Consider the following 17,062-nt stretch of genomic DNA (forward strand, 5'->3'; position numbering starts at 1 on the left):
CGAACACGGGCCTGCGGTTTTGCTCACGTTGCGCGACTTGCTGGACTTAGGCGCAAGCTGGGTATCCCTTGATCAATGGGGAACCCCATGAACGTCTCAAACCAAAAGCAAAGCGTCCCGTGGAACAAAGGAAAACTGACCGGGCAGAAGGCGCCTCTCCGACTATGTGACATCTGGGCAATCCGCGTGCGCCTTCAGCTCGGCCACGAGGTGCGAGACCTCGCACTGTTCAACCTTGCGATCGACTCGAAACTCCGCGCCTGTGACCTGGTAAAGCTGAAGGTCCGCGAGATCTCGCACGGCAGCCAGATTTCGAGTCGGGCGATCGTCATGCAGCAAAAGACCAAGCGACCGGTTCAGTTCGAGATCACCGAGCTAACCCGAAAGGCAGTGCGTGCTTGGATCGATCAGGCCAAGCTCGGGCCAGAAGACGCGCTGTTTCCCAGCCGCCTGCATGACTCCGCTCATCTCTCGACCCGGCAATACGCTCGGATCGTTCACAAGTGGGTATGCAGCATCGGCTTGGACGACTCGGCGTACGGCACCCACACGATGCGCCGAACGAAAGCGTCGCTGATTTATCGCAGGACGAAGAACCTCCGTGCGGTCCAGCTCCTGCTCGGTCACACGAAGCTGGAAAGCACAGTGCGATACCTTGGAATTGAGGTCGATGACGCGCTGGAAATGGCAGAGCAAACCGAGGTGTAGAACGACGCTACCCGAAGGCGCCCGCCAAGCGGGCGCTGTTCGGCCAGAAACGGACATTCGTCAGAATCGGCAGGGCAGCCTCCGTCGGCTTCAAGTCGATCGGCTCCTGACTATGCCAGGCACATCGCCGCCACCATGACAGTCATGCGTCTTCAAGACGGGAAGGAGCTTCCAAAATCATTGAAGCGATTCTCCACGACCTCGCGCTCTAGCTCTGCTCTCGCTCGATTTCCTGCATGACCGCGAAAAGGGAACTGCGCGATCTGAAGAAGAACTTCTTTGTTGACCTCCCGTTGGCGCACAAGTCAGCAGCTCTCTGCTTGTGCTGTTCAACGAGCGTGTTGGCTCGATCCATGAGGGACGTGGCCTCATTCGACAACCGCTTGTGCTCCGAGTTGTTCATGGCCGCGCAAGATATGAGTGCGACTACTCCAGCAACACCAAGAGCGGTGAACATATGCCCTCCTGGGATGACGCCAAGACCAAATGGCTCGCCCAAGGCCAGTACGAAAAGCAAGAAGAACGCAAGGTGGAACTTGAGGCCCGAAAAGAGGTGCGGCCTAGAATCCAAGCTTCGCGACGCATCCGCCCGCAAGTCGTTAGCATCTCTTTCGTAGTCGTTAAAGACCTCGTTCGGCCTGAGTATCTTTTTCGGTGAATTGTGACTGGTAACGATGGACTCGATCGCTTGGTATTCGATGTCCGTTAGCCATCGAAACTCCGTGCTTCCGCCAACGCGCCCTACATCGGCAGGTCTGCCGAACTTCAATGCAGCGCGTTCAAGTTGTCTGGCGCTTGCGCTGTCAGTTAGTGCCTCAAGCAGAAGAACAGCACGCAGGCCTGCGCCTTCGGAAACCTCGGCGACCCTCTCCCAGCCTCGGTCATTCTTGGTCAGGCCAATCTTGTAAAGGTATTGCCCGGAAAAGCGAACCTCATCAGCCTTCCAGATATAGAGCCTGGTGTCCTTAGACTGGGGTTTCCTGACCATCAGCTTATCTCGTGAGTCAAGTGGCTCAAGGAGCGAAGGTCCGCTTGGGGTCGCCATGAGCCGATCATCGTTCCGCTGGTCTTGGGCTATTGGCTTACTGGCCACGGTCAGGATTGCTGGCCACGTTGTCCATTCACGCTGGCAGTGGCCGGTCAACCGACTGGCATTACGCCGCATGGCGCGATTTCAAAGACATTGCCGCATTCGTAGCAGCCAATCGGGGCCGCTTGCTGCAGTCCTCACGGACGCGCCGTTTTTCGCTCCAAGTACGCCTTGATCTCCGGTTCGTCATCGAGCGAGATCTCGGGCAGCACCGGCGGTGGCTGGAACGGTGTGAAAAGCCAGCGGACGAAGTTCAGGAACCCCGGCTCCCAGCGGGCCACGGTGAGGTCCATCTCGCGGATGTAAATCGTCGTGCGGCGCATCTCAATTGTCCCGCTCGGAGAAATTCACCAAAAGTCGGATCGGGAGCGGAGACAGCTTCCGCCAGACCCAACGGGCGGGCACGGTCACCGGGTCGAAGTAGTGCCGCAGGCACCGCTCGACTTCCTCGCGGGCAACCTGCCAGAACGTGGTCCAGGTCATGTTCATCCGGCTAGAGCCGACCCTCGCGATCGATCAAGGCCCGGTAGCGAGCACGGTCTTCGCTCGTCACGATCGGACGCTTCGGATAGACCCGCTTCGGCGGGCCGACCAGCCACTTCAAGAACGCCCACATGCCCGAGCCCTTGGCAGGGGGGCCCTCGAGGTAACGACCGGTCGCTCGGTGGTACATGATCATTCGCGGATCGTACCGGCCCCCACGTGACTTCACCCTCACGTCCTGCCGCTCCTCGGCGGGCGTGCCTCCATGCACGGCGGCCGGCGTCGTGCCGGCCGGTGGCCTGCACACCCATCAACCTGTCGACGCGGGCTAGCGTCTCGGCGCCTCGGTGAAGCGCTTCGCGTGTCGCACGGTCGCCGGGAGCCGCATCTCGAGCAAAGCCCGCGTCGTGCGTTCCGACTCCACCATGTCGCAGAGCACGGGCAGGAGGTCGGGATCGATCACGGCCATAACCTCGGCGAACGCGGCCAGTGATGGGGTCCCCGTGCCCGCCTCGAGGGCCATCACCGCTTTCCGGCCAATCCCGGCCCGCTTGGCGACTTGTGCCTGGGTGAGCCGCCTCGCCTTGCGGGCGATCCGAAGGCCATTGCCCAGCCGCCGCAGGGCTCGCGCTGCGTCCAGTGACACGCTGTCCGCGTTCTTCGCGGGCCCGCGTCGCTTCGGGGGGCTCGAGACCACCGCCGCCGGGTCAGGCACTGCCGACGGCCCGTCTAGGCCTGCATTCTCGCGGACGCGCTTGAGGATGCGCGAGGCAAGCCGGCCGGGCTTAGCCTCCTTCGCTTTCTTGGCGATCACATTGACCCCTGTCAGGCGCACGAAAGGGCCTAGAAGTGCCCATTAGGGTACATGGAACGAAAGGCTAAGGGCGCGGTCCAGCCGTTAGCGCGCCGGATCGTTCACGGCGAGCGATTCTTCCTTCCACGCCCCCACGTCCACGCCGCCGTCGAGGAGCGTGAGGACCAGCTCCTCGGCAATGTCCCGATGCTCCTCCGGTCGCATCGGGCGCACTGGCGAACCGCGCCCGCCCTGGGCCACATCCATGACCATGATCGCGTGCGGGGCGGTCTTCATGAGAACAGCCTAGCCGGTCGTCGGTAGAGGTCGAAATCGAAGCGTCAGGGCATAGCTTGCTGCGCGCTTTCGGCCCGGCGCAGAGGTTCCGAGGGCTTCCCTGACGCGCCCATTGTCGAGCAGCGCACGGTGGCGTTCTGTAGGAATTTCCAGCGGTCAGGCGTCATCCGCTGCAGCGGAATCGGTCAGCGGAACCCTCAGGGCGCCTTTTGGCAGCAGCAGCAGCACCCCGAAAGTGTTGCTGATGCGCGCTCTGCGTTGATCTTTTCGACCTGACGACGAAGTCTTTCGATTTGCTCTGGGGTGCGGTGCGGCCGCTTCGGGTAGTACTGCTTCGGCGGGCCAAAGAGCCATTTCAGGAAGGCCCAAGCCCCCGATCCCTTCGGCGGCGGGCCTTCAAGGTAGCCGCCCGTGGTGCTGTCGTAGATGAGCATGCGGTCCTCGGCACTAAGCCATTGATTCTATTGCTTGGCCCCTGAGAGGTTTGCGGCACCACCCGGGAACTTTACGGCACCCTCAGGGGCGCCCAGGGGGCGCCTCAGCGCCCCGATTTGGCCCTGAGAGGCGGTTTCAGGGGTCTTTTTCGTCCCCCAGACCCCTCCAAGGGGCGATTGCTCGCCCCAAACAGGGGCCAGAAGCGCCTGAGAGGGTTGCGGCACCGCCCGAGAAGTTTACGGCACCCTCAGCGGCTCCCGAGGGGCGCCTCAGCGCCCCGATTTGGCGCTGAGGGGCGGTTTCAGGGGTCTTTTCCGCCATCTATCCCCCTCCGAGGAGCGATCCTTCACACCAAAGAGGGGCCAAGAGCTCTTGAGCGATTTGTGGCACCTGCCCGAGAACTTTGCGGCACTCTTTCGAAAGGCTGCCATAAACGCGCGCGATCCGCCCTTGCTCGACAGCCAGCTTCACCAACTGGTTGACCGATTTTTCCACTAAGCGGCGATCGATCGGCCCACGTCGGCCGATTCTGTTGAACAACCCTGTCCGCAAATACGACGCTAAACCGCCGCCGCTTATGCGGAGGCACGATTTAAGAGTGATGTACGGTTGGCCCCCCGAAGGGCATCAGCGGAGGAGGGGAGTGTCAATCTCGATTCCAAGATCGCCGAGGCCGCTGAGGCGCCTGAGTCGTGACCATGCACGACGCCTCTTGCGATGGCGTGCGGCGCACCACGCCAATTGCGCCGGAAAAACCGATGCCTGATCCTAGCTAGGTGTCGGCTGTCTGCCGGAACGAGGCTGACGAGCCTCATGGTATGAAAGGGAATTGTCGTGACCGGATTTCAGAATCTTCTTGACGCATACCGCAGTGCCGCTGCCAGCGAGCGCGAGAAGGGGACCTACTTCGAGGAGCTGATCCTCTGTTACCTCAAAAACGAAGCCACGTATCGGGATCTCTACTCCACGGTCGAGACTTGGGCGGACTGGGCTCCGAAGCATGGGTTCTCGGCGAAGGACGACGGCATCGATCTCGTTGCTGAGGTCGCTAGAACCGGCGAGATCCATGCCATCCAGTGCAAGTTCTACGCGGCGGACTACAAGCTCCAGAAGAAGGACATTGATAGCTTCTTCACCGCCTCGGGGCGGAAGCCGTTCGCCCATCGCATCATCGTCAGCACGACGGACCATTGGTCCGAGCATGCCGAGAACGCCCTTGTTGACCAGCAGCCACCGGTCAGCAAGATCACGCTCCGCGATCTCGAAGAAAGCCAGGTCGATTGGTCGAAGTACCAACCGAAGTCTTCCGTCGTTCTGAGGCCGAAGAAGAAACTCCGGCCGCATCAGGAGAGCGCACTCAAGGCGGTAATGGCTGGCCTGAGTCAGGCAGAGCGCGGCAAGCTGATAATGGCCTGCGGAACAGGCAAGACGTTCACGAGCCTCAAGATCGCAGAGGCCGTTGCAGGACGAGGAAAGCGCGTTCTCTTCCTCGTTCCCAGCCTTTCACTGCTCTCGCAAACGCTCACGGAATGGACGCAGGAAAGCGCCGTCCCGCTTCACAGCTTTGCCGTGTGCTCTGACAGCGACGTGGGCAAGAAGAAAGGCCGCAAGGAAGACGACGCCGTCCAGACCTTCGCTCATGAGCTGCGGTACCCCGCCACCACAGACGCGAAGCGCCTCGCTCAGGGTGTGGCGGTGCGAAGCGATGCGGATCACATGACTGTGGTGTTCAGCACATACCACTCCATTGAGGTGATTCACGACGCCCAGGCAAACCATGGGCTCGATGATTTCGACCTGATCGTCTGCGATGAGGCGCATCGAACCACGGGTGCAGTTTTCGACGGTGAGGACGAGAGCGCCTTCGTCCGCGTCCACGACTCAGCCTACATCCGGGCGGCGAAGCGCCTGTACATGACGGCGACGCCTCGCATCTACGGTGACAGCGCCAAGGCGATGGCCGAACGCGACAGCGTCTCCCTCTACTCGATGGACAACGAGGATTGGTACGGCAAGCAGCTGTTCGTCATCACGTTCTCCGAGGCCGTGAAGCGCGGCCTACTGGTCGATTACAAGGTGATCGTCCTTGCTGTTGAGGAGAGCCACATTAATCGTCGCCTTCAGACGCTGCTGAAGGACGAGAACAACACGCTGCGGGTGGATGACGCTGCGAAGATCGTGGGTTGCTGGAAGGCTCTGGCGAAGCTGGGGATTCACGAGGATGGGTCCGAGACCCCCGAGCCCATGCGCCGGGCAGTCGCGTTCTGCCAAGTTATCGAGCCCGGGAAGGGTGGCAAGACCCACAAGGTCAGTTCGAAAGAGATCGCGGGAATGTTCCAGGCCGTGGTTGAGGCCTATCAGGATGCCGAGGATATCGAAGACGCTGCTCGCCTGACCTGCGAAGCCCAGCACGTCGACGGGGGCATGAACGCCAGCGAGAAGGAGGCAAAGCTCGATTGGCTCAAGGCGCCGACGCCTCCCGATACTTGCCGAGTTCTGAGTAACGTCCGATGCCTTTCCGAGGGCGTGGATGTGCCTGCCTTGGATGCGGTGCTTTTCCTCACGCCTCGGAACTCCCAAGTGGATGTTGTGCAGTCCGTTGGGCGGGTCATGCGCAACGCGCCGGGCAAGAAACGTGGCTACGTAGTACTGCCGGTGGTCATCCCCGCAGGGGTTGAGCCCCACGAGGCCCTCAACGACAACCAGACGTATAAGGTGGTTTGGCAGGTGCTGCAGGCGCTCCGGTCTCACGACGACCGGTTTGACGCGATGGTGAACAAGCTCGACCTGGTCGGCCCTGATCGCAGCAAAATGGAAGTCATTGCGATTACGGATTCCGTACAGCGGAAGCCATCAACCCCCAAAGATGGCAATGCCAAGAAGGCCGCCAAGGCCAAGGGTAAGTTCGGCATTGGCGAGGACCCGGGCGACTACGGGAAGAAGCCCGAGCAGGTCCAGATCGAGTTTGAAGTCGGTGAGATCGAGCGCGCCCTGTACGCCAAGGTTGTCGAGAAGTGCGGCAATCGCCACCACTGGGAAGACTGGGCGAACGACATTGCGCGTATCGCACGCACGCACATCGACCGAATCACCGCGATCTTGGAAGATCCGGCCAACTCGCGGGAGCAGGAGGCGTTCGCTAGCTTCGCTGCCGAGCTTCGAGACGATCTCAACGACAGCATCTCAGACGGCGAGATCGTCGAGATGTTGGCGCAGCACCTGATCACCAAGCCGGTCTTCGACGCGCTGTTCGAGGATTACAGCTTCGCCAAGCACAACCCCATGAGCCAAGCCATGCAGGGGGTGCTCGATGTGCTTCAGGAACACCGGCTGGAGAAAGAGGCGGACACGCTGCAGGCCTTCTATGCCAGTGTGAAATTGCGCGCCGAAGGCATCGATAGCGCGGCTGGAAAGCAGAAGATCGTGGTCGAGCTGTACGACAAGTTCTTCCGCAATGCCTTCCCGAAGATGACGGAGCGCCTCGGCATCGTCTACACGCCCGTCGAGGTCGTGGATTTCATCATCCACAGCGTCGCTCACCTACTCCAGGCGGAGTTCGGCCAGACGCTGGGAAGCAAGGGGGTGCACATCATCGATCCCTTTACGGGAACGGGAACCTTCGTCACACGCCTTCTGCAGAGTGGCCTGATCAAACCGGAGGAGCTGCCGCACAAGTACCAGCATGAGATCCACGCCAACGAGATTGTGCTCTTGGCTTACTACATCGCCGCCATCAACATCGAGGCGGTCTACCACAGCTTGGTGGGCGGGGCGTACCAGCCTTTTGAGGGCATCTGCCTGACCGACACCTTTCAGATGTACGAGAAGGAAGACTTGATCGATGCCCTGCTGGTCGACAACAGCAAACGGCGGAAGCGGCAGAAGAAGCTGGATATCCGGGTGATCGTAGGCAACCCGCCGTATTCCGCGGGTCAAACAAGTGCAAACGATAACAATGCAAACGTGTCCTATCCGTCGCTAGATGGGCGCATTCGCGACACCTATGCGGCACGATCAGCGGCGACACTTAAGAACGCTTTGTACGACAGCTATGTCCGAGCCATTCGCTGGGCGAGTGACCGCATTGGCGACGCGGGGATCATCGGCTTCGTAACGAATGCCGGATTCGTGGACGCCAACACCGCGGACGGTCTTCGTAAGTGCTTGGCTGATGAGTTTGCGAGTCTGTACATCTTCCATCTGCGTGGTAATCAGCGGACGAGTGGTGAGACGTCAAGGAAGGAGGGTGGAAAGATCTTCGGCAGCGGGAGTCGTGCGCCGATTGCCATCTCACTTCTGGTCAAGAACCCAAAGTCGTCGGAGCGAGGTCGAGTCTACTTCCACGACATCGGCGATTATCTGACTCGAGAGCAGAAGCTGGAACGGATCGCCGAGTTCAAGAGTGTTGCTGGAATCGATGGATGGCGAGCGATTGAGCCTGACGCGCACGGTGATTGGCTCAAGCAGCGAGATGATGGGTTTGGGCGCTTCATAGCCATAGGTAGAAAGGGCGATGAGGCGGAGTTGACGTTGTTCGAAAACTTCTCCAACGGCGTCAAGACAAATCGAGATGCTTGGGCCTACAACCCATCTAGGAAGAAGCTCGCAAAGACGATGGGTGAAATGATCGCCTTCTACAATAGCGAAGTGGATCGCTATGCCCAGGCGTGCGCAGGACTGGGTAAAGGAGCATGGCCTGACCCGGACGCATTTATCGATTTCGATTCGAGCAAGATGAGTTGGACTCGAGAGGTCAAGCAGGATTTGTCTCGCCAAAATCGACGAGAGTTTCGTGAGGAAGGTCTTGTTAGGGCTCTTTATCGGCCCTTTTATCGAACCTGGATGTATTTCGACAAGCACTTCAATAACTGCGTCTATCAAATGCCGCGAATCTTTCCTCGCGCGGATTCGGAAAACCTTGTGATTCAGATCAGCGGGGCTGGTTCAGAGGTTCCAAGCGCAATGATTTCGAGTGTTATCCCCGATGTTCAGGTTCAGTTTAACGGGCAATGCTTCCCGCTATTTCTCTACGACGCAGGCCCGCAGCAGCGAAATTCTGCTGACTTTTTCTCGGCGCCCGCCGCGGCAGAACGTGGCCGGCGCGATGCAATCACTGATGCAGGGCTAGCTCACTTCAAAGCGGCTTTTCCTGACGAACCCATTTCCAAGGAAGACCTCTTTTACTACGTTTACGGCATCTTGAATTCTCCAGATTATCTTGAGCGTTACTCGGACAATCTGGCCAAGGAGCTACCTCGCATTCCGCGGGTAAAGTCTGCTGCAGACTTCTGGCTGTTCAGTCGCGCTGGCCGTGATTTGGCAGCGTTGCATCTGAATTACGAATCCGTATCGATGTTCGCTGGCGCGAAGATCGATAGCGGCGGCAAGCCCCTAGCGGACGCCGATTACCGTGTCGAGAAGATGCGCTTCGGGAAGTCCGGGAAGGACAAGGACCGGACGGCGATCCAGTACAACAACAGGATCACCGTCACGGGCATCCCCCTTGAGGCCTACGACTACGTCGTCAACGGTAAGCCGGCCATCGAGTGGGTGATGGAGCGTCAGTGCGTTAAGACCGACAAGGACAGCGGCATCGTCAACGACGCCAACGATTGGGCCATCGAGACGATGGGCAATCCGCGCTACCCGCTCGAGCTGCTGCTGCGTGTCGTCACCGTAAGCCTTGAGACGATGAAGATTGTTCGTGCACTGCCGGCCTTGGACATTCGGGAGGACGGTTGAACGCCAACAACGTTCGCCGTCCCTACAAACCACTTTGCATCCCAACGACACCAATCCCCACCCGGGCGAAGGACCCAGAGAGAGGAGGAGTCGTTCAAGGGCCTTGCTAAAGCGTGTTGCTAGCTACTTGGCCGCCTTCTCTGTAGCTTTGAATGGCAACACGTTGTCAGAAATGCCTAACCGTGTTTTTAGGTCTTGCAGTTGCCGGTGCAGATCCAGAATCGACTCCTCGGCGATGACCAGTCGCGCCATTGCGCGATCGCGCTGCTGCGTCAGCTCATTGATGCGAGCTTTCAAGTCGCGATTGGCCTCTCGCGCCCCCTTGATCAATGAGGCCGAGGAATGGCGCTTGCGTGGGGAGCTCCCGTTGTCCTCGATCCACTTCTGAATTTCACGGATCAGGCGGGGATAGCGGCTCTTGCGAAGGGCGCTGGGATCTCGCCCCGCCTCTTTGGCGACGTTGTTCTGGGTGACCGGCGTACCGGGCGGAAGGCGGGTTGGCTTGCTCCTCTTGAGCCTCTCAAAGGCGTCGCGGAAAGCCATCTCCGCATCGCCGACGTAATCAGGCTGCTGTGACATGCATGAACTCCTCAACTGCCTCGAGTCTGCGCTCGAGCGCGGCGCGTAGCGGCGTGCCTGCCGGGACATCGACCAGGCGGGCAGCAATCGTGCGCCCTTCCTTCCCCATGACCGGACGCTTGCGTTTGTCCATCAATCCATCCACGCAGTGCGTGCAGTGGGCATAGTTGTCGAATCCGCCGTACTCACACCGGCGCGCCGTGCAGATGCCGACCACCGTCTGCCTGACCGTGAGCTGCCCCTGCTTCTGTGCCTTCTCGATCTCATCGCGGCTTGATACCTTAAAGAAGCGCAGCAGCGCATCCTTGCGGGCTTGGCCGTGCGGCGATACATACTCCGGCCCGTTGAGCAGGCCCGCATCCACAGCAACCAGCTCGTAGCGCACCGAGACAAGCTCATGTGAAAACCTGCGATTGAGGCGCAGGTTCTCGTGGCCATGGGCGTAGTACGCGCTCTGGCTGCTCGTAAGGTGCTTTAGTTGCTGCTGGCGGGACGGAAGGCTCACGCCTGATGCAGCCATGTAAACCTGAATGCTTCGGCGGTACTGATGTGACTGAAAGTGCCAGATACAGCCCTCTCCGTACTTCTTCAGATCGGCTTCATGGCTGAAGCGGCGGAGATATAGTTCGTCTTCGGCCGTAATCCGGAGTGCCTCTTTCTCGAAGAGGCCGGGAGCCGCATCCATCAATTCCGCGGTTCTTGGCGGCCGGACCTTTGATATACCCCGTTCCTTGTGCGCACTAGGCATCCATGGCTCGTAGGCTCGCTGCACGAGGCGTGGGTTCACGCGATCCTCTTCTTTCAGCAGGGCCGCGCCCACCTCGACTGCGATGGACATCCGCCATTTAGCGACCGCACTCATCGCCTCCACAGCCAAGGAGGCAGTGGGCGCCGCCATCCAGCGCGCATCGGGGTCCTGGGCGGTCTTGGTGGTCTCGCCGCTCAGGATGCAGATGTCACCCAGCACGGAATCATGCTCAACACTGAGACAGGTGCTGCGCAGGGATAATGCCTCTTTGATCCGCATGCCGCTTAGACATTGGAGGTAGGCAATGCCGACCCGCGCTACCGCAGAAAAGTACTTCCCGAGAAGCAGAGGCGACGCATTGGATGCGCGCAGGCTATCCATGGACTGATTGTGGTCAAGCATCCAGCGCCCAATGACCTCCGCCACGCCGTGGCGGTGCGCTAGGTCAGCGAATGGGCCGAGATAGATGCACCCAGCAACCCTCTTGCCCTGGTGGCAGGGAGTTCGAGCGGGGCTGGCTACGCGGGAGGCCGCTGAGAGTGAGCCGTAATTGAACCGGTACGCATCCGCGATTTCCAGAAACAGCGCTTCAAACTGCGCCTTTTTCGCAATGAAGTCCTGGAGGAAGGTTTGCATTCGATGTGCCTGATAGGCCCAAATGCGAGGCGGAATGAAGAGCTTCTGTTGCGCGCCATGATCGACGACTAGCTCGCGCAGGCGCGCAATCTGCGCGGGCGCTAGCACCTCAAACCCCAGCCAATCGCGGGCCTGCCAAAGCTCATGCAGCAAGCCAACCAAAACATCCCTATTGCTTGGGAGAGTCCCCTCCGCCAAATCTAGCTCGATGGTGTCAAAGAACCGCCCAATTTCCGAAGCGCGGACAGGCACTGTCAATGCGCTGCATGTCGCGAACAGGCGCTTCAGAAGGGCGTGATAGCAGTGAATCGTACTAACTGTAATGGGGCGTCGCGCCCCCCAAACGAACCAAGCGAGGCATCGCTTCAGTAGCTCGCCATTGATTGCAGTCAGCTCCAAAGTCTGCCCTGGAGTCGGCTCATAACCGAAATTGAAGGACATATCTCCAATGACCCATCGCGCATCCCGCCACCGGTAGGTCTGGCCTTGCTCGTCCACATGGACAATGAAGTCATCGGGTGGCGGCAGGCAGGGAAGCTCATAGCAGGGGCTAGCTGCAGTGATGTGCTGCATGTCCTTGCCCTTGACCACCCAGGTCATCCGCGTGCTCATGCGCCCCGCTCCAGAGACTCAAACTTGTGGGTGTAGTGTGGGTGATAGCGAGCCTCTTGCACCCTTAGGCGTGCCTCCGCGACCCATGCAGCGCACTCGTCATCCTCGCGCTCCATGGCGTCCAGCTTTGCCGCTGCGCGCTCGGCAGTGACCAAGCTGGGGTGATCCGCCTTGAGGCTAAGGTCCGTGTGATCAGCGTTGAACTGGAGCAGTGTGAGGTGCTGAAGCGAGGCCAAGTTCCAGGCATGGTCGAAGCTGCGCAGATCTCGGTTCTTGGGGCAGAACAGGCAGCCCGCAGCGCCCTCGCAGTCAGGCTTGGGCGCACCCCTCGGGGCATTCAGCACTTGCTCTGGCAGCGGCTCATGCTCGGTCCTTTGGCATCCGCCTGGACCGACCGCATCGCGCACCATGGCTTCCATAAGGTCCCAGAAGTTCACCAGCTCCGCGGCGGCCTTCTGGTGATTTGGCTCCTCGTAGTGCTGCTGGAAGGTCTTGCCGTCATGGCTCAGCAGTTCCGCCGCTGTCTGTAGATCTGCGTTGCGATTGACGAAGTTGCCGGGGGTATCCCGATGCTGGCTCGCAGGCACGAATCGCTTGCCAAGTGCCTTGCACAGCCTCCGAACCTGCTTGAACGGCCAATCAGTGCGCTGCATGGCCTTGTCGCCATCGCAGGCAACAAATGGGAAGGTCAGACCGTCGGGGTCGCCAGGGAAGATTGCCTCACGCCACTTGAGGAAGGCCTCAAAGTGCGGGCGATAGCCCTTCTCGATGCGGAACTCGACGTTATGTTTGGCGCGATCCTTCCAAGGACGCACATAGACGTAGTCCCCTTTGGACTGGTAGCGGAAGTTGCCCGTGAGCTGCAAAACCTGCGTCAGATTTGCACTGGTCTGATTGATAAAGACAAGCATTTCCGCTTCGAGGCGGAGGTTGATCAGCATGGCGCGCTTGGTGTTGGAGACGTCCTGTGTGGCGCGAGCGCGGCTCGCTTCTCTCCTAGAGCGTTGAAGGGAGCTGAGGCTGTCAATCGGCTTCCAATCCCTAGATCCGCAACTTATCTGATACTCAAAGAGCCGACCGTCTTCACAGCTGTACCGCAGCATGACCGGCAGCGGACCGCGAATCACGGGAACTGGCAGCTGCCGAATAGTTCCCATCATCAGCTGAATAAAGGATGCCGTCTCATCCAAGTTTTCCTTGGCAGATGCGGTGCCAAGGGTCTTCGGCTGAACAATCCTCGTTCTCCACTGGAGCACCTTGGCGTCCATGTGCAGCACTGGGGCGAGCAAGCGAGCTGCCGAGAACGAATATTGGTGCTTTGTGTCCTGCGTCAAGTTGCCATCAGCGGCCATGCGAGCCGCCCACGCAAGGTAAAGATTCAGAACGTTACTCTGAATAAAGGGCACCTTCGCTTCTTCGGAGAAGGCCACAAGGCGCTTTAGAGACGACCACAGAGTCTTAACGCTATCGCCTGACAAGCTCTTGCTTTTGACTGCCGTCTGCAATGGCTCGTGGATGGCTTTCAGAAGAGGCAGTCGTTCCAACAGAGGGCGTCCTAACTTGCCGCCCTCAATCATCGACAGGGCGATGCTACGACGACGTAGCGCAGCACCTTTGTACAGGAGAATCCCCATATCAATAGCGCAGCCCAGCGGCCCGACCGCCAGCCCCTCGACCTTCAGGTTCGGAATCACCGCATCAAGCATCCTTTGCTCCCATGGCGTCGTAGAACGGCCCGAACATCACCCTCGTGAACTCATCCATCACGGCGGAGCGAACTCCCGCCTTTTCCACCCAGCGGATATAGCGCCAGGTGGTGCGGTCATGCTTGTGGGCCAGCATCCGCTTCAAAGTTGGGAAGAATTCGTGGAGGCGGCCCGCGTCACGCGCCACCTCGGCCCACATGGTCGCGAACGTGGCTCGTGACCAGTGGAAGGTGAAGTCATCGATCTTCAAGCCCTCCTCGCGAGCCGCCCGCTTGAGTCGCGACATTTCCGCGTTCACGGTTGCGCTGCGGTCAGAGCCAGAGCGCCCGTAGGGATTTCCGTGCTTGGTAAGGATGAGCAAGTGCTTGTGCTGGGGCTTGGCCAGCTTGACCCGCTTGCCCCGATCCAACCCCACCGCATAGTCCAGCAACTCTTCGAGAAGCTGGGTCGGGATCACAATCCCTGAGCTGTTCTGATTGAGCTTCATCTGCACAGGCGGATTGGCCTGCGGGCCGATGCTCAGGAACCTCAGCGCAGGGTTGTTGTGGATCGGCAACGCGTTCTCCAGCGTTTGAATCTTCAAATCGCAGACGGTACCCAGACGCAGCCCGCTCCAGAAGCCGAGCGACAGCATGAAAAAGAGTTCGCGGCTGGCTCGCCGATTCGCCAGCTCCAGAATCGCATTACGGACATCCAACGAAACGGGCTGCAAACCTTCCTCAAGCCCATCCTCGTTCTGACGCCTCGACACCTTGATGTCTAGCGAGGTCTGAACTGCCTCGATGTGCCTGCGAAAGCCAAAGGCGTCCTCGTAGGGAATGCGGATCTTCTTCTCGGTCCACAGCTGGAACCCGGGACTCAGAATCTCCTCCTTGAGCAGCCACTTGTAGAGCGCTTTTACGGTGGACATGCGCCGGGATGCCAGCAACGGCGATAGCACGCTGGGGCGAGGCCCTTTGCCTGTCTGTGCGCTGCTTTCCGGGGTCTCGGAACCCGCACTGGCTACCAAGAAGCCCCGATACAGGTTCAAGGGCCTTTCGTCGTCCCTGATCGGGCATTGCCACCACTCTTTGCCCGCATCCTCAAGCCACTGCGCATACGCCAAGAGGTCCTTGCCGTTCGCGCCAATCGTTTCTTCTTTGAGTTGCCCGCTTAGAAGGAGCCTGGCGCGACTCAACAGCCACAGATTGGCCTCGCCCCAGAACTCGCCACTCTCCCAAACGATCTGCGGCACACGCTCCGCCGTTACAGGCATCCGCAGGCGCGTTCGCGGGTCCACCACCTCCTGCCGCTCAAAGCGCACAGCGCCGTTCTCAACGACGGCCCGCTCCAACGGCAGCCGGATGTACTCAAGGCGCGCCATTAAAGACCAACCTTGCTAGCTATGGTCGCCGCCACGCGGACAACAGGAGAAGGCTCACAACGCTGGGGCACTTCGACTTCGGCAGGCAGTCGTTTCGGCGGCCAACCGCGGGTCGGAGCCTCCACCACAATTCGCATCGACGGCTTCAGCAGGCCGCCAAGCGTCATCTCCAACTGACTTTCACTACCCGACACCATCTCTGCAACGAGTAAAGAAATCTCGACGGCGAATGCGTTGCGAAGATGCGCGGCGACGTATACGCCATCGCTAAAGTTCGACGTTAACCCCGCGTTTAGGCGTGAGAGAAAGAACGCGCCCTGTGCAAAAAAAGTGTTAATCCCGTTGCTGCATCGAACGAAAACGTTGATGCCGAATTTGCAGATTTGGTTGGCGTAGATCACAAACATCTCGGGCTCCTAGTAACAACACACCACCTCCAATGCATTTGGGGTGGGAACAGGAACCGAGGTCTGCCGGCAAACTAACGCTATCACACGCCTCCGCGCATCGGAAATACTTTGTCATCAGCATGCACCCGCCTCCCGCCTGCGCCCGCTCGACCAGCCCGCACCAACGGCCTTGAGCAATCACAGGAAGGGCCTAAGGTCTCGTAAGCGTCACTCGTTAATCCTCTTCGGATTGAATGACCACTGAAGTTGATTCTTAGGCTTGGACGAGGACCTGATGTTCGGCGACAACAGCGATACGGGTGCATGGACCCACGAGGAGTCAGGATGCGTAAACCCCAGGCTCTTATCGCGGCGGAGCCCTAAACGATCAATGTGATCGAGATGAAACGTAGCCAAAACAGGTGAAAGCGCTCGAGACTTCGGATAGGGAGCGTACGCTCGGGGTGTGCCAATCGTTCCGAGTGCCAAAGTTTCGAGTGCCAAGGCGAAAGTCTTTCCACGCGAAACCTGGCGGTCGTTGAACTGCGAGCATTGGGGCGAAAACGCCAACTCTGCCCCCTTTCGCGCATCTATCGATGCCGCCCCGAAGCTTGATGCTAGGGGCAAAACGGGTGCAGCCGTTAGACGCGAAGACTCCCCGACGATGCGAAGAAGCAGGCAGCTTCGCTTGAACCAACTTCATTTAGGGCAGAAAGCCATTGACTCATCGGAGGTCAGCATGCGACTCAGGCGATCTCTTGAGCCGTGTCCATAGCGGGGGATGTCACGAGGTGTGCGTCAATGCCCCCCTACCTACCGGTGTCCCCGTACACGTCGTCGCCGACCTCGGCGCGGGCCATCGCTTCGCGCATGGCAGCGGTGGGGCGGGTAACAGTGTCGCTGCGGAAATCGGCGGTCGGCAGGGTCATGGTCGGCGGAGGGTCGGCGTCAGAGCATCCGCTGCATGACGTCGTCGCGGCGGAGCCAGCGATGATAGACGGCAGCGAGCATGTGCAGGCCGATGACGCCGTAGAACACGCTCGCCAGCAACTCGTGCGCGTCCTCCGCGACGTCCTCGATGGCCGCGCCTGGCGCGAACAGCGGCGGGATGGCGAGGCTCGTGAATGGCACCGGGATGCCGCGACCTTCGCTCCACAGGATCAGCACGCCGAGCATCGGCTGCGCCAGCAGGAAGGCGTAGAGCGCGACGTGGGTGAGGCTGCCCAGCATCGTTTCCCAGCGCGGCAGCGGCGGCGTGACCGGCGGCACGCCGTGGCGGGCGCGCAGCGCGAAGCGCGGCAGCAACAGGAGCATGACGATGATGCCGGCCCAGAAATGCAGGGGCATCATCGCGCTGCGGATCGGCGTGCCGCGCGGGAACCAGCCGCGGAACTCCGCCAGCGCGTAGGCCGCGGCGACGAGGCCCGCGACGGCCCAGTGGATCCAGCGTTGCGAAGCGGCATAGCGGATCGTGCTCATGT

Annotated in this window: 16 protein-coding genes; 2 read left to right on the forward strand and 14 right to left on the reverse strand. The window is 60.0% G+C overall.

All coding sequences use genetic code 11. The features are described 5' to 3' along the window. Positions 1-87 precede the first annotated feature (87 nt). Positions 88-708: a tyrosine-type recombinase/integrase gene (locus tag O9280_RS13065; protein WP_298343510.1), complete on the forward strand. Its 621-nt coding sequence runs from the start codon at positions 88-90 to the stop codon at positions 706-708. Between the two features lie 208 nt (positions 709-916). On the opposite strand, the gene O9280_RS13070 is transcribed toward O9280_RS13065, so the two are convergent. From O9280_RS13070 to O9280_RS13100, 7 genes are all read right to left on the reverse strand, one after another. Then, entirely contained in the window at positions 917-1,873 is a 957-nt protein-coding gene (locus O9280_RS13070) for a hypothetical protein (protein ID WP_298343513.1), read from the reverse strand. Positions 1,874-1,935: 62 nt separating this feature from the next. After that, positions 1,936-2,121 carry a hypothetical protein gene (locus O9280_RS13075; RefSeq protein WP_298343515.1) on the reverse strand — a complete coding sequence of 62 codons (186 nt, stop codon included), beginning with the start codon at positions 2,119-2,121 and terminating at the stop codon, positions 1,936-1,938. A 1-nt stretch (position 2,122) separates the two neighbouring features. Next, a complete protein-coding gene (locus tag O9280_RS13080; RefSeq protein WP_298343518.1) occupies positions 2,123-2,281 on the reverse strand; it encodes a hypothetical protein in 159 nt (52 codons plus the stop codon). A gap of 10 nt (positions 2,282-2,291) precedes the next feature. After that, positions 2,292-2,477, reverse strand: a complete 186-nt coding sequence (locus O9280_RS13085; protein ID WP_298343521.1) for a hypothetical protein — start codon at positions 2,475-2,477, stop codon at positions 2,292-2,294. Positions 2,478-2,609: 132 nt separating this feature from the next. Further along, the gene (locus O9280_RS13090; RefSeq protein WP_298343523.1) at positions 2,610-3,095 is read right to left on the reverse strand and encodes a helix-turn-helix domain-containing protein; all 486 of its coding nucleotides are present in this window, start codon (positions 3,093-3,095) and stop codon (positions 2,610-2,612) included. 84 nt (positions 3,096-3,179) lie between these two features. After that, positions 3,180-3,371, reverse strand: coding sequence for a hypothetical protein (locus O9280_RS13095; RefSeq protein WP_298343526.1), 192 nt, complete (start codon positions 3,369-3,371; stop codon positions 3,180-3,182). 197 nt (positions 3,372-3,568) lie between these two features. After that, positions 3,569-3,805, reverse strand: coding sequence for a hypothetical protein (locus tag O9280_RS13100; protein WP_298343529.1), 237 nt, complete (start codon positions 3,803-3,805; stop codon positions 3,569-3,571). 835 nt (positions 3,806-4,640) lie between these two features. Here O9280_RS13100 and O9280_RS13105 point away from each other — a divergent pair. Continuing rightward, positions 4,641-9,548, forward strand: a complete 4,908-nt coding sequence (locus tag O9280_RS13105; RefSeq protein ID WP_298343536.1) for a type ISP restriction/modification enzyme — start codon at positions 4,641-4,643, stop codon at positions 9,546-9,548. A 123-nt stretch (positions 9,549-9,671) separates the two neighbouring features. On the opposite strand, the gene O9280_RS13110 is transcribed toward O9280_RS13105, so the two are convergent. The 7 genes from O9280_RS13110 to O9280_RS13140 form a co-directional block, all read right to left on the reverse strand. Further along, complete coding sequence (locus O9280_RS13110) at positions 9,672-10,127, reverse strand: hypothetical protein (RefSeq protein ID WP_298343538.1); 456 nt, start codon at positions 10,125-10,127, stop codon at positions 9,672-9,674. Then, positions 10,111-12,123 (reverse strand): hypothetical protein, encoded by a 2,013-nt coding sequence (locus O9280_RS13115; RefSeq protein ID WP_298343540.1) that lies wholly within the window; start codon positions 12,121-12,123, stop codon positions 10,111-10,113. The genes O9280_RS13110 and O9280_RS13115 overlap by 17 nt, the downstream gene beginning before the upstream one ends. Then, entirely contained in the window at positions 12,120-13,829 is a 1,710-nt protein-coding gene (locus tag O9280_RS13120; RefSeq protein WP_298343543.1) for a hypothetical protein, read from the reverse strand. Before O9280_RS13120 ends, O9280_RS13115 begins: the two co-directional genes overlap by 4 nt. After that, on the reverse strand, positions 13,822-15,192 hold the full coding sequence (locus O9280_RS13125; RefSeq protein WP_298343546.1) for a site-specific integrase: 1,371 nt from the start codon (positions 15,190-15,192) through the stop codon (positions 13,822-13,824). The genes O9280_RS13120 and O9280_RS13125 overlap by 8 nt, the downstream gene beginning before the upstream one ends. Then, positions 15,192-15,599: a hypothetical protein gene (locus tag O9280_RS13130; protein ID WP_298343549.1), complete on the reverse strand. Its 408-nt coding sequence runs from the start codon at positions 15,597-15,599 to the stop codon at positions 15,192-15,194. The genes O9280_RS13125 and O9280_RS13130 overlap by 1 nt, the downstream gene beginning before the upstream one ends. A 791-nt stretch (positions 15,600-16,390) precedes the next feature. Further along, entirely contained in the window at positions 16,391-16,510 is a 120-nt protein-coding gene (locus O9280_RS13135; protein WP_298343551.1) for a beta-eliminating lyase-related protein, read from the reverse strand. Between the two features lie 19 nt (positions 16,511-16,529). Continuing rightward, the gene (locus tag O9280_RS13140) at positions 16,530-17,060 is read right to left on the reverse strand and encodes a cytochrome b (protein ID WP_298343557.1); all 531 of its coding nucleotides are present in this window, start codon (positions 17,058-17,060) and stop codon (positions 16,530-16,532) included. Positions 17,061-17,062 lie beyond the last annotated feature (2 nt).

Origin of the sequence: Silanimonas sp. (assembly GCF_027531545.1) — a bacterium.
Taxonomy (GTDB): Bacteria; Pseudomonadota; Gammaproteobacteria; order Xanthomonadales; family Xanthomonadaceae; genus Silanimonas.

Excerpts from the sequence above, each read along its gene's own strand:
- O9280_RS13065 (WP_298343510.1), top strand. The coding sequence starts at position 88 with ATGAACGTCTCAAACCAAAAGCAAAGCGTCCCGTGGAACAAAGGAAAA.
- O9280_RS13070 (WP_298343513.1), bottom strand. The coding sequence starts at position 1,873 with ATGCGGCGTAATGCCAGTCGGTTGACCGGCCACTGCCAGCGTGAATGG.
- O9280_RS13075 (WP_298343515.1), bottom strand. The coding sequence starts at position 2,121 with ATGCGCCGCACGACGATTTACATCCGCGAGATGGACCTCACCGTGGCC.
- O9280_RS13080 (WP_298343518.1), bottom strand. The coding sequence starts at position 2,281 with ATGACCTGGACCACGTTCTGGCAGGTTGCCCGCGAGGAAGTCGAGCGG.
- O9280_RS13085 (WP_298343521.1), bottom strand. The coding sequence starts at position 2,477 with ATGATCATGTACCACCGAGCGACCGGTCGTTACCTCGAGGGCCCCCCT.
- O9280_RS13095 (WP_298343526.1), bottom strand. The coding sequence starts at position 3,371 with ATGAAGACCGCCCCGCACGCGATCATGGTCATGGATGTGGCCCAGGGC.
- O9280_RS13100 (WP_298343529.1), bottom strand. The coding sequence starts at position 3,805 with ATGCTCATCTACGACAGCACCACGGGCGGCTACCTTGAAGGCCCGCCG.
- O9280_RS13110 (WP_298343538.1), bottom strand. The coding sequence starts at position 10,127 with ATGTCACAGCAGCCTGATTACGTCGGCGATGCGGAGATGGCTTTCCGC.
- O9280_RS13115 (WP_298343540.1), bottom strand. The coding sequence starts at position 12,123 with ATGAGCACGCGGATGACCTGGGTGGTCAAGGGCAAGGACATGCAGCAC.
- O9280_RS13120 (WP_298343543.1), bottom strand. The coding sequence starts at position 13,829 with ATGCTTGATGCGGTGATTCCGAACCTGAAGGTCGAGGGGCTGGCGGTC.
- O9280_RS13125 (WP_298343546.1), bottom strand. The coding sequence starts at position 15,192 with ATGGCGCGCCTTGAGTACATCCGGCTGCCGTTGGAGCGGGCCGTCGTT.
- O9280_RS13130 (WP_298343549.1), bottom strand. The coding sequence starts at position 15,599 with ATGTTTGTGATCTACGCCAACCAAATCTGCAAATTCGGCATCAACGTT.
- O9280_RS13135 (WP_298343551.1), bottom strand. The coding sequence starts at position 16,510 with ATGACCCTGCCGACCGCCGATTTCCGCAGCGACACTGTTACCCGCCCC.
- O9280_RS13140 (WP_298343557.1), bottom strand. The coding sequence starts at position 17,060 with ATGAGCACGATCCGCTATGCCGCTTCGCAACGCTGGATCCACTGGGCC.